General features: G+C 36.4%; 17 protein-coding genes. 14 read left to right on the forward strand and 3 right to left on the reverse strand.

What is annotated here, in order from left to right; translation table 11 throughout:
• The first annotated feature begins 33 nt into the window (after window positions 1-33).
• The 7 genes from SOS22_RS06760 to SOS22_RS06790 are packed head-to-tail and all read left to right on the forward strand — an operon-like array spanning window position 34 to window position 5,301.
• Window positions 34-3,243 carry an FHA domain-containing protein gene (locus tag SOS22_RS06760; RefSeq protein WP_320596740.1) on the forward strand — a complete coding sequence of 1,070 codons (3,210 nt, stop codon included), beginning with the start codon at window positions 34-36 and terminating at the stop codon, window positions 3,241-3,243.
• The gene (locus SOS22_RS06765) at window positions 3,236-3,469 is read left to right on the forward strand and encodes a hypothetical protein (RefSeq protein ID WP_320326466.1); all 234 of its coding nucleotides are present in this window, start codon (window positions 3,236-3,238) and stop codon (window positions 3,467-3,469) included. The genes SOS22_RS06760 and SOS22_RS06765 overlap by 8 nt, the downstream gene beginning before the upstream one ends.
• An 11-nt stretch (window positions 3,470-3,480) precedes the next feature.
• On the forward strand, window positions 3,481-3,774 hold the full coding sequence (locus SOS22_RS06770; protein WP_320596741.1) for a WXG100 family type VII secretion target: 294 nt from the start codon (window positions 3,481-3,483) through the stop codon (window positions 3,772-3,774).
• Window positions 3,775-3,777: 3 nt separating this feature from the next.
• Window positions 3,778-4,065: a WXG100 family type VII secretion target gene (locus SOS22_RS06775; protein WP_320326464.1), complete on the forward strand. Its 288-nt coding sequence runs from the start codon at window positions 3,778-3,780 to the stop codon at window positions 4,063-4,065.
• Window positions 4,062-4,229 carry a hypothetical protein gene (locus SOS22_RS06780; RefSeq protein ID WP_320596742.1) on the forward strand — a complete coding sequence of 56 codons (168 nt, stop codon included), beginning with the start codon at window positions 4,062-4,064 and terminating at the stop codon, window positions 4,227-4,229. The genes SOS22_RS06775 and SOS22_RS06780 overlap by 4 nt, the downstream gene beginning before the upstream one ends.
• Complete coding sequence (locus SOS22_RS06785; RefSeq protein WP_320596743.1) at window positions 4,219-5,016, forward strand: hypothetical protein; 798 nt, start codon at window positions 4,219-4,221, stop codon at window positions 5,014-5,016. The genes SOS22_RS06780 and SOS22_RS06785 overlap by 11 nt, the downstream gene beginning before the upstream one ends.
• Before the next feature lie 12 nt (window positions 5,017-5,028).
• Window positions 5,029-5,301: a DUF4176 domain-containing protein gene (locus tag SOS22_RS06790; protein ID WP_320326462.1), complete on the forward strand. Its 273-nt coding sequence runs from the start codon at window positions 5,029-5,031 to the stop codon at window positions 5,299-5,301.
• 46 nt (window positions 5,302-5,347) lie between these two features.
• Here SOS22_RS06790 and SOS22_RS06795 read toward each other — a convergent pair whose 3' ends face one another.
• Complete coding sequence (locus SOS22_RS06795) at window positions 5,348-6,262, reverse strand: hypothetical protein (protein ID WP_320596744.1); 915 nt, start codon at window positions 6,260-6,262, stop codon at window positions 5,348-5,350.
• Complete coding sequence (locus SOS22_RS06800; RefSeq protein ID WP_320326460.1) at window positions 6,255-7,289, reverse strand: peptidylprolyl isomerase; 1,035 nt, start codon at window positions 7,287-7,289, stop codon at window positions 6,255-6,257. The genes SOS22_RS06795 and SOS22_RS06800 overlap by 8 nt, the downstream gene beginning before the upstream one ends.
• Before the next feature lie 124 nt (window positions 7,290-7,413).
• On the opposite strand from SOS22_RS06800, the gene sufC reads away from it, so the two are divergent.
• Genes sufC through SOS22_RS06835 form a run of 7 tightly spaced genes read left to right on the forward strand, consistent with a single transcriptional unit; the run spans window position 7,414 to window position 13,816 of the window.
• On the forward strand, window positions 7,414-8,229 hold the full coding sequence (gene sufC / locus SOS22_RS06805; protein ID WP_320326459.1) for a Fe-S cluster assembly ATPase SufC: 816 nt from the start codon (window positions 7,414-7,416) through the stop codon (window positions 8,227-8,229).
• A 3-nt stretch (window positions 8,230-8,232) separates the two neighbouring features.
• A complete protein-coding gene (locus SOS22_RS06810; protein ID WP_320596745.1) occupies window positions 8,233-9,030 on the forward strand; it encodes a SufD family Fe-S cluster assembly protein in 798 nt (265 codons plus the stop codon).
• The gene (locus SOS22_RS06815) at window positions 9,017-10,252 is read left to right on the forward strand and encodes an aminotransferase class V-fold PLP-dependent enzyme (protein WP_320596746.1); all 1,236 of its coding nucleotides are present in this window, start codon (window positions 9,017-9,019) and stop codon (window positions 10,250-10,252) included. Before SOS22_RS06810 ends, SOS22_RS06815 begins: the two co-directional genes overlap by 14 nt.
• A gap of 12 nt (window positions 10,253-10,264) precedes the next feature.
• Entirely contained in the window at window positions 10,265-10,699 is a 435-nt protein-coding gene (sufU, locus tag SOS22_RS06820) for a Fe-S cluster assembly sulfur transfer protein SufU (protein ID WP_320326456.1), read from the forward strand.
• The gene (gene sufB, locus SOS22_RS06825) at window positions 10,699-12,102 is read left to right on the forward strand and encodes a Fe-S cluster assembly protein SufB (protein ID WP_320326455.1); all 1,404 of its coding nucleotides are present in this window, start codon (window positions 10,699-10,701) and stop codon (window positions 12,100-12,102) included. The genes sufU and sufB overlap by 1 nt, the downstream gene beginning before the upstream one ends.
• Window positions 12,103-12,143: 41 nt before the next feature.
• The gene (locus SOS22_RS06830; protein WP_320326454.1) at window positions 12,144-12,770 is read left to right on the forward strand and encodes a GDSL-type esterase/lipase family protein; all 627 of its coding nucleotides are present in this window, start codon (window positions 12,144-12,146) and stop codon (window positions 12,768-12,770) included.
• Window positions 12,767-13,816: a hypothetical protein gene (locus SOS22_RS06835; protein ID WP_320596747.1), complete on the forward strand. Its 1,050-nt coding sequence runs from the start codon at window positions 12,767-12,769 to the stop codon at window positions 13,814-13,816. Before SOS22_RS06830 ends, SOS22_RS06835 begins: the two co-directional genes overlap by 4 nt.
• Here the strand turns inward: SOS22_RS06835 and SOS22_RS06840 are convergent.
• The gene (locus tag SOS22_RS06840; RefSeq protein ID WP_320596748.1) at window positions 13,813-14,286 is read right to left on the reverse strand and encodes an HD domain-containing protein; all 474 of its coding nucleotides are present in this window, start codon (window positions 14,284-14,286) and stop codon (window positions 13,813-13,815) included. The genes SOS22_RS06835 and SOS22_RS06840 overlap by 4 nt on opposite strands.
• Window positions 14,287-14,386: the final 100 nt, after the last annotated feature.

The following is a 14,386-nucleotide window of genomic DNA, read 5'->3' on the forward strand; positions in this document are numbered from 1 at the left end:
GATGATCGATGTGAAATGATTTTTTTGGAGACAATGCAAGTATTTCGTGGGCTAGAGTTTGTGAAAACAAAAGGAAAGGTTTATGTTGATCATCAATGTTTAAAAAAGAATCAGAGTTTGATCATTGGTGTATATCGCATTCTCTGGATCAAAGAGGATTGGCATATGGTCTCCATTGCTCCACTCTTTTCCTTTGGTCGCGAACTTGGATTGTCCGCTCATGTTTCTTTTCATCATTTTCGTATCAAAGATAAACATTTGATAGATCTGTCTAGTACGAATGGCACATATGTAAATGGACAGAAAGTAAAAGAAAAAATAATACAGGATGGGGATTGGATCCAGGTGGCTGAATATTGCATGTATGTATTTGGTTCAATTCTTTTGATCAATACGCGAATAAAGAAAGCAATACAACATTGTGTATATCAACCCATAGAAAAAGTTGAATCTTGGAAGATACAGGATGAAGAATATACTTTTTCACCCACACATATTTCGATGTCTATTCAAGTGCCACATTGTATGCAGCCACCCATGAAACCAAAACGAATCCAAATGTTCGTACCGTCCCTATCCATTTTATTGTCTGGCGGCTTGTTAAGTTTGGGATATTATCTATTTCAACCGGAACAAAAGCATCAAATATCAACGATGCTTTTAACAAATTTATCGATGTTTATCGCATTCTTATTTTGTGGCACATTGAATTATCGTTCGCAATGGAAGCAGAGCCAAAAGGAATATATTGAAAATGATCAAAAGTATTTGTCTTATCTTGCGACAATGAAAAGTAAAGTACAACAAGCTTTACAAGATCTGGAACGCCAAGAGAAAAAATATATGCAAATATGTACATGTAAAAAAGAAACCTATGGCATTCGTCATCCGCTGTATGTAGGAGAAAATTTACAATCATGGATCTCATTTAATTATCCAGAACCGGCTTATGATCAAGCGAATCATCATTTATACCAAACCTTGCAAGCACACATAGAGGAATGTTCACAAAACATATATCGTCATGTTTTTCTTAAAAAAGGGCAAACCATATGGATCGTTGCTGATGATCCTTTGATTGGTTCCTATTTGTTTGCTCAATGGATTTGGCAACATCCATCTCAAGATGAAAAATGGATCTGGGTGGATCCGAATATGAAAAAAGAAGATCGTTGTTTTGGCTTTCCACATTGTCAATGGCATCATCAGTTATTATTGGCTTCTTCACAAAAAGAATTGCTGGACATTGTCTCGAAAGTAGAAGCGAATCATCTTTGGATCTTTTCAACCATTCCACTCCAAATCAAAAGAGAAGCAACACTTATTTTTTGTACCACACAGAAAATATCAATACCGATCGATTGGAAAATATCACATGTCTCACCAAAAAAAATTGATCTTCGTCCGATTGCTTGGGGCATGACGTGCACACAAAGTTTTTATAGGAGCATCAAAGGGGTATCGCATCAGTCCCATTGTTGTTTACGTATTCCTATAGGTTTGAACGGTAATGGCAAAGAAATATGGATTGATTTAGATGAAAAGAAACAAGGCCCACATATTTTAGTAGCAGGAATGACTGGATCGGGCAAATCGGAGTGGATCTCTACGTTATTGATGCAATTAATCGTTAGAAACAGTCCAGAACAATTGCAGTATATTCTTATTGATTTCAAAGGAGGTGCTTTCGGACAAGCTTTTTATCAATTTGCACATTGTGCGGGTATGGTTACAAATCTTGAAGAAAATGCGGTACAACGATGGATTGAAAGCTTGCGTGCCGAAATGAAGCATCGTCAATGTGTATTGCGTGATTTTATCAAAGTACATCCACATCAAATTGCTCATATTGATGCATACAATCGAATCCATAAAAAATCCATGAGTCATGTACTGATCGTAATGGATGAATTTGCTCAGTTTAAAATGCGATATCCAGAAGCAATGAATGAAATCAAAGAGATTGCCCGTATTGGTCGTTCTCTTGGTATTCATTTGATTTTAGCGACACAAAAACCGATGGGGATCGTCGATGAGCAAATCGTATCCAACTTTCGTCTACGTATTTGTTTAAAAGTCAATAGTGAATCCGATAGTCGAGAAGTGTTGCAAAATACCCAAGCAGCCCATTTAAAAAAAGCAGGCGCTTTTATTGGTCTAGTGGATGATTTGTATATACAAGGACAAGGCTATTGGATCCATGAACAAAAAGTTGATGATCATTGGTTTGGCTATGAGGATGGTAAAAAAATCGCCCAAACGATTGGAAAAGATGAGACAACATTTCAATTTCTCACCGAACAGCTGTTGTCCAAATCACAAAAGCATCATTGGATCATCCAGCCAGATCTAAAAACACGATCTTTGTCAGATATGATGATCGATCTTCCATGGAAGCAGCAGCAAATCGTTTGGCATCCAAAACATGGAGAAAAAATCCTCTTGTACTATGAACAAGAAAAACAACGGGATGAATGGTTATTAACTATTTTGACAAAATTAGATGAAGAAGTAGGTATGATTCATTTACCATCATTAGAATCTTATGGCTCAAACGAAAAGGCATCTTTTTACTTTATTGATGTCTTTGATCATATGGATATCACCGAATATATGTCAAATTCAATGGGAATGATTCTTTGCATTCATTCGTATTGGATGGCATTAGATACATTCCGAAGACAATGGGACCATATAATTTGTCTATCCTGGCAAAATCTTGATATGGTTCGTAGTGTATTTCATACGTTTCAAATACCTAAGGCAGATCAAGGATTGATATGGATGAATGATCGCTTGGCACAATTCTATTATGGGAAGGCAATACCGATGATCAAAAGTAAATCAGGTAGAAAGCAAACCTCCTTGCGAGTCGGACGGACCATCCGTATGCAAAAACAAATTGACTGGCAACATCATCATCCTTTGCTCATTCTATATGTACAGCAATCTTGTTTTGAATGGATCCAACAACGTATTCAAAATTGGCTGTTGATTGATCCGCTTCTACAAATAAGTAATGATTTGAAGGTAGAAGCTGATATTTATATTTGCGGTGTATTGGAATCTATGTCTGTTCTTACGGATGCCCATTTTATCCAGAAGCAATATGATTTGGATCTAATGTGGGTTGGTTTGGGGTATCGCGAATACTCCTATTTGATTCATCGACTGTCACCAGACGAAGAGGGAGATGTCTATTTTTGGCAAGATCGATATGTATGGAGCTTTCAATATGAATGAATTATTGATTTATATTCGTGAATTTGATGGATCGAAATGGTTGATTTTTTATATCACGGATACATATGTATTATCGCAGTTTCTGGATGAAACACAGAAGTTTTGGAAACACCAAGTTTCGTATCAAAGATGTTTTTATTGCTTGGATACTCAACGTTTTATGGATATGCGTACAGACAGTAAAACGAACGGTATTCGATCGGGTGATCATCTTATTTTGATCTAGAAAGGAATAAAATGAAAATTAAAGTAGAAATTCAGGAAGTGTATCAAAGTGCCATGTTTTTAAAACAAAAAGCGGAAGCGTATGATCAAGCTATCATTCAAATGAATCAGATGATGCATCAAATGCAAAACGTTTGGCAAGGAAAAGATAATGAAGCATTTATAGCAAAAGTAGATGCGTTTCAACCACAATTGAAACGTATGACATCGATCATTGAGCAATACAGTGCGTTTATTCGTTCCAGTGCGATGCAATATGAACAGTTACAGCAAGAACGAGCAATGGCTGCAGGAAGGTTGGCTTAAATTATGGCATATGTACAAATTTCTGCGGATGATGTATTGAATTATGCAAATCGACTAAAGACGAGTGAGAACCAGATTCAAACTCTATTTCAGGAGGTGGACGCAAAAATGAATGATTTGAATGGAGTCTGGACATCGCCTGCCTCTGCATCTTTGATAAGTCAATTTCAATCGTTACGTCCAGTCTTTCAATCGTATATTCAGGCGATTGATGCATATGTACAATATTTACAGCAAACGGCTGCATCCTATCAAGAAAATGAACAACAATTGGCGAGTCGTGTGCAATGAAATCGTTGTCGTATTATGAATCACTGATTCAAGAACTAATTGCATTGCAAAGGGAAGTCGCTAATGGTTTTTCAGATGATGAGAGAATGGCCATTCAAAATGCGATTGGACAAATAATAATTCTTGCAAAAAAACAATTAAATGAGTTGAAGAATGAAAATTGATACAAAAGTCTATCGACATGTATCGAATCAATTAATAAAGTATTGTATTCCTTTATCTTTTACCCAAACAAATCTCTCGATTCGACATCAAGATATTGTGTCACGTCTTCAAAAGATCTCTTCTTTTTGTTCACAAAGTGCAAATTTGTATGAACAAAAAGAAGTATCCTTATCGAATCAACATATTCAAAAAGGCTATTTCACCTATTCAGGATCCATTCATCCACAGTTTGACAATATTTACAAAAAGGCAGGAAAGACGATCAGTGCTTCTGGTCAAATTCGATATGCAGCCAGTCAATATGCATATACCAAGAGCAATGCATATGGATATATAAACTTAGATGCAGATATTGGTCAATGGAAAGCAGATGGAACGATCAATTTTCATATGTGGAAAAACAAGATCATTGATCCAAGTGTGTATCTTTATGGATCAACAAGTTTAAGTCTTTTCAGTGGAAAGGTTTCTGCTCGCATTGGCAATTCAATGATTCATGGTGATGTTTCTGCGTCGGGACAAGTAGGTGTGGTATATGCGAAAGCTAAAGCTGTTTTTAATGCAAGAGAGCAAACGTTGGAAATGGATGTGGGTGCCGCTGCCTTACAAGGCGAAGTAAGATCTTCATTTCATTTTTTTGACGCAAAGATAACACTGACCGGTTCCGGATCGATTGGGAGTGCACAAGCCAATTTCAGTTATCATCATAAAACGAAAGAATGGGAATTTGGGTCTAAACTTGGCTTTATTTGTGGTCTGGGATTTAAAGTGAAGGTAGAATATTAAAAGGAGGTTTGGATGAAAGAGTTATTGCCTTTGGGAACTGTTATTACCTTAAAACAAGGGAAAAAACGTTTGATGATCGTTGGCCGTTTACAAAATCAAGTGGGTACAGAAAAAATCTATGATTATGCGGCAGTTCTATGGCCGGAAGGTGTTTTGGATTCAACGCATTTCTATCTTTTTAACGATGAAGATATCCAAACTCTATATTTCATTGGATTGCAAGATACAGAGGAATTCAATTATCGATATGTGCTTGAAGAACAACAAAAAAATAATGGTAAGTAAACAACCATAAAAAACACATCTGACTTTTCATGTCAGATGTGCTCATTTACGAATTGGACGAACTATTACTGCTTTTCGCAAGTTCTGGATGATTCACTAGATATTCCGGATTATTTGAACGTAGATAATCGAATATGTCTTGATCATGTACTTCGAAATTGTATTTCTTTAAATAATATTGCATACATGCCGAACTTAGATCAGAATCCGATGACAAACTGTCTTTTAATTTTGAAACAAGTTTGTCATATGAATTTGTTTGTAAGATGGCTACATAAGCTGTATTGGAACTATCATCGTCACTTGTAAATACTTCATCAACAAGACCCGTATTTGATTGATTGTACAAGGTCTTCACTAATCGAGTGGGCACACCACTTGTTTTTGTTGTGATCAAGGTAGCACTATCCGAAAAGTTCGAATCCGAACTTTGATATTTAGAGATAACATCTTTTTGAGTTGTCCCTTTTTTTAATTCGGCTAAAGCTTGTTTTGCTTTCTTTTCACTATCGCATTCAATGATGATGGCCATGGAAGGTTTATATTTTTTCTTAATGGCTTTTTTATTGTCTTGGAAATATTTATCCAATAGCTTGTCTGCTTGAATCGTAGGCAATAGTACTTTGTTGATGTAAGTCTTTTTTGTATATCCTTGTGCTTTTATTTGGCTTTCAAAACTATCGGAAGCTGATTTATATTCTTCATATTGTTTTTCTGCTTCTTCTTTCATCGCTTTGGTTTTACCCACTTCTTTATTATAAATAATACTTTGAATATGAGTGATACCATCCGATGTACCACTCGTATTTTTTAATAACGTGTAGACATCATTTTTTGTATAGGATGTATCGCCAACTGTCATAAGTGTGGAATCACCATTGGAAACCGAAGTATTATGACCAGAACATCCAGTAAGCATCAATGCACATAAACTTAAGGATAGGATACGCTTTTTATTCATTGGAAGCATCTCCTTTCAATTGCTCATTGATATAAGCATTTAGTTTCTTCTTCGTATTTTTATCTTTGATCGTGATTTTTAATTTTTTTGCATTGGTTTGAACAATTTTTGTGGATAATCCAGTATTGTTATTTAAAATGGCATTCAATAATTGACGTTTTATCGTTGTATTCTTGCTTTTATGGATCGTATTGACATCCGTTTCATTGACATGAACCTTATATAAAGTTGTTGTTCCTGCATCACTATCTGTAACTGTGATCCAATCGGATGTTTCCCCCTTTTTTAATTTTAAAGCCGCTTCAATGACACTAGAATCTAAAGAACTGCTACTACTGCTGTCTTTATCGTCTTCATCGATATAGCCATAAACTCCTTTATCGCTAGCCGTTGTATCTTCTGAGTAAGCCGTTGCGGTTTTCGCAAAGCTTTGTTTTTGCAAAGCACTATCAATATTATCTTTTTTCTTTTGTTCATCCGATGTTAAGTTGCTTGCATCCGATACCGACATGGTAATGATAGAGATGGTACGTGGATTTTTTGCGACAACAGCCTTAGATAAGCTTGCAAAATGGTCATTGACATAGTCTTCATTCATCTTTGCTTCTTTTACGCTTTCTAAACAGTATTTATTTAAATCATCATAACTAGAATATCCATATGCATATAATTCTTGTTCAATGACTTGTTCATAATTATTTGAATCTTGCTGTTTGGCATAGCTGACAATATTGTCTTGCAATGTTTTTGCATCATTTTTAATAGAGTCGGTCTCTTTCACGGTTTGAGAAACCACTGCATTCTTATATAAATTATAGAGAAGTTCCCCATCATCTTTGGAAAGATCCGAATATATTTCATCTGCTGTTACATTGCCACCTGTTACGCTCATGACGACATCAGAATTACCGTCTTTCATCGATGAAACATTATATTTATTGCTGTCATAGATAAAATAGGAAACAAAACCAATGATCACAATGGCAATGACAACGACAAACCAATTGTCTCTAAGAAATTGACCCATATGTCATAACCTCCTTGAAAGTCTTTTCAATTATACGGGAAATAGGTTTAAATTGCAATGTGCGTAATAATTGAGATTTATAGGGAACTTTGGTATGATAAGCCAGTGAAAAGAGGAAAGAATAATGGCAGAATTAGCAATTCATGATCTTCATGTATCCGTTGAAGAAAAAGAAATTTTAAAAGGATTAGATCTTACCATTCAAAGTGGTGAACGCCATGCGTTAATGGGGCCCAATGGAAATGGAAAAAGTACATTGTTGGCTGCCATCATGGGAAACCCTAAATATACAGTTACTCAAGGAACAATTACCTTAGATGGAAAGGATATTTTATCGATGCCTGTTGATCAAAGGAGTAAAGCAGGATTGTTCTTAGGCATGCAATATCCACCAGAAATCTCAGGGGTGACAAATTCTGATTTTCTGCGTAGTGCCATCAATGCACGGCGCGAAAAACCAATTGGTTTATTCCAATTTATCAAACAAATGGAAGGTGCAATTAACACGCTTCAAATGAAACCAGATCTAGCTCATCGATTTGTGAATGATGGTTTCTCTGGTGGTGAAAAGAAACGAAATGAAATTGTTCAAATGACAATGTTGAAACCAACGATTGCGATGTTGGATGAAATTGATTCCGGTTTGGATGTCGACGCATTGCGAATTGTTGCCGATGCGGTCATGAAATCACAAGATGAATGTGATTCTGGTTTGATCATTGTTTCTCACTATGCAAGATTTTTAGAATATCTACAACCTACACATGCTCATATCTTGATTGATGGTCAAATCGTGGCCAGTGGTGATGCCACATTGGTTGAAAAAGTCGATAAAGAAGGATATGAGTGGATTGAAGAAAAAGTGGGTGTTCAAGCAAGGAAAGAAGAAAAGAAACAACCAGTATCCCTAGGTGCATGTGCCGTTAAGCAAGGGGTGTAAAATATGGAAACCGTATTAAAAGATAGCTTTTATGAAACGATCTCCATTCATCAGAACCAAGAACATATTGTTTCTGTTCAACCACATAGTAAGGGAACATTGCTTGTAACTATCGCTTCCGATGCACGTGCGTATGCACTCCAAATGAACGTTCAAGCAAGTGCAAACATAAAAGTTTTTATTTATAATCAAGCACGATCAGCTTTCGATTTAAATATCAAAGTCAACATGTATCAAGATGCCGTTTGTCAGATGGGATTTTTGGATATGGAAGATGCACCTGTTGATTGGCATCATTTCGTTGATCTAGTTGAACCGGGTGCGCGATACGAAATTTTATCAGGGCAATTGTGTATGTCCAATCAAGCAAAGATTTGTGATATGGAAGTGCGTCATGATGCACCCTATACGACGGGAGAAATCAAAAATTTTGCGGTTTTGTTGGAACATGGACATTATGAAATGGTGGCCAATGGCAATATCTTAAAAGGATGTACAAAAGCACAATCTCATCAAGCTACTCGGGTTTTAACGTTGGGAAAAGATCATACAACAAAATGTATTCCATTATTATTGATTGATGAAAATGATGTGAAAGCAAGTCACGCCTTAACGGTTGGTCAACCGGATGAAGACCAAATGTATTATTTAGGATCGCGGGGCTTAACCAAAAAACAATCTATTGGTTTGTTAAGTGTTGGTTATTTTTTGCCCGTCTTAGATTTAATTGAAGATAAAGATCTGAAACAACAGCTCCAACAAGAGATGGAAAGCAAGGTGGGACTTTATGGAAATCAATAAAATTCGTAAAGATTTTCCGATTCTTCAAAGAGAGATGTCAAATCACCCAATGATTTATCTGGATAATAGCGCTACCACATTAAAGCCTCAGCCCGTCATTGATGCTGTTGTACATTATTATACGTATTTAGGGGCCAATGCTCATCGTGGTGATTATGAGATGAGTGCCCAAGTTGATGCAGCTTTTGAAGGTGCTCGTGATACTGCAAAAAAGTTTATCAATGCGAAATATCGTGAAGAAGTAGCTTTTACATCGGGTTCCAGTGAAGGGCTGAATGAAATTGCCTTGATGTTGGTTGATCAAGTTCTAAAAGACGGCGATGGTGTATTGACCGATCAAGCTGAACATGCCTCAAGTGTCTTGCCTTGGTTCAAGGCCAAGAAAGATTTAGATATAGAATATATTCCTTTGGATAATGAAGGCAAGATTACTATTGATAATTTTAAAAAGGCTTTGAAGCCGAATATTAAAGTTGTTTGTGTTGCCCAAATTTCCAATGTGTTGGGCTTTGAAGCACCTATTAAAGAAATGACAAGATTGTGTCATGAAAATGGCACGATCATAATTGTGGATGGGGCACAGAGCGCACCTCATATGCGAATCGATGTGCAAGATCTGGATGTAGATTTCTTTGTCTTATCGGCACATAAATTATGTGGTCCAACCGGTATAGGCATCATGTATGGCAAGAAAAAATATTTTGATGTGTTGGAACCTGTATTTTATGGTGGCGAATCCAATGCTCGTTTCTATAAAGATGGAACGGTGACTTTAAAGAAATCACCATTGAAATTTGAAAGTGGGACTCAACCCATTGAAGGAGCCATTGGAATGGCGGCGGCTATGAAGTATGTTTCAGGTATTGGATTTGATGATATTCATGCACATGAAGTTGCGTTAAAGAAACATTTTTTGGAAAAATTAGCGGATTGTGATCGTGTAAAGATCTACAATGCCCATGCACAAACGGGGATTGTCACTTTTAATGTATATGATCATGGCAAGATGATACCAGCTCAAGATGTGGCAAGTTTTTTAAATACACGTGGTATAGCTGTGCGCTCAGGTACGCATTGTGCAAAGCTATTACCAGAAGTGATCAATGCTTTCGGAACAGTACGAGCGAGTTTCTATTTCTACAATACGATCGAAGAAGTGGATGCATTGGTTGAAGGTTTGAAAGAAGCTACCTTAGAAAAATGTATCAATATTTTCTTTTAAGGAGGACAGAACATGGAAATCGATCCGACTTTAATGCGTGAGATCATCATGGATCATTATGAGTATCCACGTAATCATGAACTAACCAATGATGGAAAATATCTATCAAAACATATGGATAGTGAATCTTGTATTGATGATATTACTGTACAAGCAGATATCGAAAACAACGTGATCAAAGATGTCCGCTTCGATGGTGTTGCTTGTACAATTTCTACAGCATCTACATCGATCATGACAGAACTTGTCAAAGGTAAAACCATTGATCAAGCTAAAGAAATCATCGACAATTATTTTGCGATGATCGATGATCGACCATATGATAGCGATATGATGGAAGAAGCCATTGCGTTTAAAAATGTTGGTAAGCAAGCCAATCGAATTAATTGTGCCACAATTGGTTGGAAGGCATTGCGTGATATCATCACGGAAAGTGAGGAGAAGTAATGGCAGACGAAAAAGAGTTTAAATTATCAACCGATTATGAATATGGCTTTCATGATAAAGACGTTAGCGTCTTTAATACCGGTAAAGGTTTAAGTGAAGAAGTCGTTCGCACGATTTCAAAAGCGAAGAAGGAACCAGAATGGATGTTAGATATTCGTTTAAAGGCGTATCATTCGTTTGTTGAACAAGAAAATCCAAATTGGGGACCGGATCTAAGTCATATCAATTTTGATGATTATATTTATTATATTAAACCAAGTGATAAAGAAGAACACAATTGGGATGAAGTGCCAGAAACGATTCGAAATACGTTTAATAAATTAGGTATTCCAGAAGCGGAACAAAAATATTTGGCTGGTGTTTCTACGCAATATGAAAGCGAAGTTGTGTATCATAACATGCTAGAAGAAGTGCAAGAAAATGGGGTTATTTTCTTGGATACCGATACAGCCGTAAAAACATGTCCTGATCTTGTGAAGGAATATTTTGGTAAAGTTGTCCCTTATACGGATAATAAGTATGCGGCATTAAATACCGCGGTTTGGTCTGGTGGCGTATTTATCTATGTACCACCTGGAGTGCATCTTGAAAAACCGTTACAGTCTTATTTCCGAATCAACACGATGCAAATGGGCCAATTTGAAAGAACGCTGATCATTGTAGATGAAGGGGCGGATATCAATTATGTAGAAGGTTGTACAGCACCTGTCTATTCCAAAGATTCTTTGCATGCAGCTGTTGTCGAGATCTTTGTAAAAAAGAATGCGCATTGCCGTTATTCAACCGTTCAGAATTGGTCAAGCAACATTTTGAATTTAGTTACACAACGAGCCATCGTATCTGAAAATGGCCATATGGAATGGGTGGATGGAAATATTGGTTCCCATATCAATATGAAATATCCTTGTACAATTTTGGCTGAACCTTATGCGAAGGGAACCGCTATTTCTATCGCAGTGGGTTCTCAGGGACAAAAGCAAGATACCGGTAGCAAGATGATCCATTTGGCTCCGCATACGAAAGGTACGATGATCTCAAAATCGGTGGCTCGTAATGGCGGTGAAGTCAATTTCCGCGGTTGGGTGCGAATGAACAAGAAGGCGGCCTATTCCAAATGTAAAGTAGAATGTGATACATTGATCCTAGATGATCAGTCAAGAAGTGATACGGTTCCATTAAATATTTTGCAGAACGAAACTTCGCAAATAGAGCATGAAGCAACTGTTTCCAACGTAGATGAAGAACAACTTTTCTACTTGATGTCACGTGGATTGACGGAACAACAAGCAACAGAAATGATCGTAATGGGATTCTTGGAACCATTTACGCGTGAATTGCCAATGGAATATGCAGTTGAATTGAATCAATTGTTAAAGTTAGATATGTCCAATTCGATTGGATAATCAAAGTCCATCTTTGGGATGGACTTTTTTAAGGAGGTAAAATGCGCATTTTATTATATGGTGACAGCAATACATGGGGATATGATGCGATCCATGTTTCTCGATATGAGAATCGATATGGACAAATCCTTCAACACATGTTACCGAATGATACGATCATCGAAAGTGGACTCAATGGACGGACCATTGCCCTAGATGATCCATTCGAGCCAGGGCGAAATGGAGCGAAAAGTATTCGTTCTGTGATCAAGACGCATATGCCCATCGATCTGTTAGTGATCAATCTGGGAATCAATGATGCGAAACGTATTTATTCTACCAATGAATATTCCATAGAAAAAGGAATGCGAACCCTTTTGAATAAGGTTTTTCAACCTCGTCTACTAGAATGTGGCTATGCGATGCCAAAGATCCTGCTTGTTCAGCCTGCTCGTATGCATCCGGATTATATAAAAGATCATGAAAAAGATATTTGTTTTGGCAAAGAAGGCTATCAGATGATGGAACAAGCAGGTACTCATCTCAAAAAGGTGGCAAAGGAATATGGTATTTTCTATGTAGAAACACCGCATCTGATGGCTGGAGCCTATGATGGTATCCATATGAATGAAGAAGGCCATATATTATTAGCACAAATATTAAAAAGAAAGATTGAGGAATTACGATGACGGTTACAAGTAATGTACGATCCTTTTGGCAACATTTTAAAAAAGTAGAAGATCCGATCATTCAAAGTTTACAAGCAAAAGAATATCCACAATTACGTCACATCATTGAAGAATTAGATGATGAAGCTATGGAGAAATTTGGTGCTCATTTTTTTGTAGAAGATAGTAGTGAATATCTAGAATTAGTATTTGATCCCGGACCCAATAAAACGAGTCAATATCTCACTAGATATTGTGTAGAACAAGCTCCACAAGATATTCGTTCAAAATGGATATGTAATGATGTATTGCCGCCCATGTCGCAAAAAGCGATAGAAGCACAAGTCAAGATCAAAGATCAAGAATATTATTTAAATGATTTTTTTGTCTTTTATACAATCGATCCTAAAAATAAAATGATTGCTTGTGATGTGTATAATCCGAGTTATTCATTAATTGATAATACGGAACGAAAAAAAGAAATGAGCATGTACCTTGTGGAATTGGCGATTGGTCAGAATATATATGAAGCCTATCTTTCCAAAGTAGATTTTATTGATGCACCAGATGATCAAAGAGATTTTTGTAACTTGATTGATTTTTATGAAAAAATTGATCAAATCGTAAAAAAAGAAAACTGGCCTACCTATGAACATCCGACCGATATTTATTCCGTGTATCAACCCATCAAAGAAATTGCTGATGATTCCTTACGAAAGGATATGAAATATATTTTCACGACACATCCTTTACTGATTGAAGAATCCATTTCGCAGCAACACGATGTGGTGGCAGATTTGAAAGCGAAAGATGGTGAATTTGGATATATTTATTATTTAAATCCATTTCATTCGAAGGAAGATGCATTATTACGCCAAAATTTATCTAAACAATTGGATGAACAAATGACAAAAATTGGGGTTGCCAAAGTCATCGGTGGAGCTATCGGTAAAAGCTATGCTTATATAGATTGGATCGTTTATGATACGAAAGCGTTTAAAAAAGCCCTGCAAGATCTCCAGGGAAAATTAAGTGAAAATTTAACATTGCATTATCAGCCATTTTAGCTATGGATATCGTCACAAGCATCTAATAATCGTTGTTTGCGATTGTGATTCAGTTCCATTGTGGGATCCGTAAAAAAACGAGCTAAGATATCTGCATCTTTGATCAATTCACAATAAGGTGAATCATATTGTTCTTTATGGCTGTGTTGGGCAATGGCATAACAAATATCATCAATTTCATTTGTTTTGAACATTCCGGTTTCGGTCAGATATCGATTGGCCAAAATGCTACTCAAACGAGCATGTTCCTCATGGGAACAATTCTGGGTGAATTGAGCAAAGTCATGAAACAAAGCAATGATCTTGGCGATTTCAATATCTTGATTACGAGACATGGCCAATAAAGTTATGCATGTATCCACTTGCGCGGTATGGGTCAAAGCTTCTTGACGTAATGGCTCGTTATAAATTTTTGTATATTTTGTATAGACATAATCTTTTACTTGTTCATATCGTTGTAGCGATTTCATACGTTTATTATAGTTTTCAAAACAATGGATGTCAAAGATATGATAACGGTTACATGGACAAAGAATAGACATTGTAACTTGTTTAAAAAATGTGTATAAT

It is taken from the genome of Absicoccus sp. (assembly GCF_034090965.1).
Taxonomy (GTDB): Bacteria; Bacillota_I; Bacilli_A; order Erysipelotrichales; family Erysipelotrichaceae; genus Absicoccus; species Absicoccus intestinalis.

Bases quoted from the DNA above. Each gene is read 5' to 3' on its own strand.
- SOS22_RS06830 (WP_320326454.1), top strand. From the start codon at position 12,144: ATGCGCATTTTATTATATGGTGACAGCAATACATGGGGATATGATGCG.
- SOS22_RS06785 (WP_320596743.1), top strand. From the start codon at position 4,219: ATGAAAATTGATACAAAAGTCTATCGACATGTATCGAATCAATTAATA.
- sufB (WP_320326455.1), top strand. From the start codon at position 10,699: ATGGCAGACGAAAAAGAGTTTAAATTATCAACCGATTATGAATATGGC.
- SOS22_RS06840 (WP_320596748.1), bottom strand. From the start codon at position 14,286: ATGAAATCGCTACAACGATATGAACAAGTAAAAGATTATGTCTATACA.
- SOS22_RS06800 (WP_320326460.1), bottom strand. From the start codon at position 7,289: ATGGGTCAATTTCTTAGAGACAATTGGTTTGTCGTTGTCATTGCCATT.
- SOS22_RS06775 (WP_320326464.1), top strand. From the start codon at position 3,778: ATGGCATATGTACAAATTTCTGCGGATGATGTATTGAATTATGCAAAT.
- SOS22_RS06810 (WP_320596745.1), top strand. From the start codon at position 8,233: ATGGAAACCGTATTAAAAGATAGCTTTTATGAAACGATCTCCATTCAT.
- SOS22_RS06770 (WP_320596741.1), top strand. From the start codon at position 3,481: ATGAAAATTAAAGTAGAAATTCAGGAAGTGTATCAAAGTGCCATGTTT.
- SOS22_RS06795 (WP_320596744.1), bottom strand. From the start codon at position 6,262: ATGAATAAAAAGCGTATCCTATCCTTAAGTTTATGTGCATTGATGCTT.
- SOS22_RS06765 (WP_320326466.1), top strand. From the start codon at position 3,236: ATGAATGAATTATTGATTTATATTCGTGAATTTGATGGATCGAAATGG.
- sufC (WP_320326459.1), top strand. From the start codon at position 7,414: ATGGCAGAATTAGCAATTCATGATCTTCATGTATCCGTTGAAGAAAAA.
- SOS22_RS06835 (WP_320596747.1), top strand. From the start codon at position 12,767: ATGACGGTTACAAGTAATGTACGATCCTTTTGGCAACATTTTAAAAAA.
- SOS22_RS06760 (WP_320596740.1), top strand. From the start codon at position 34: ATGCAAGTATTTCGTGGGCTAGAGTTTGTGAAAACAAAAGGAAAGGTT.
- SOS22_RS06790 (WP_320326462.1), top strand. From the start codon at position 5,029: ATGAAAGAGTTATTGCCTTTGGGAACTGTTATTACCTTAAAACAAGGG.
- sufU (WP_320326456.1), top strand. From the start codon at position 10,265: ATGGAAATCGATCCGACTTTAATGCGTGAGATCATCATGGATCATTAT.
- SOS22_RS06815 (WP_320596746.1), top strand. From the start codon at position 9,017: ATGGAAATCAATAAAATTCGTAAAGATTTTCCGATTCTTCAAAGAGAG.
- SOS22_RS06780 (WP_320596742.1), top strand. From the start codon at position 4,062: ATGAAATCGTTGTCGTATTATGAATCACTGATTCAAGAACTAATTGCA.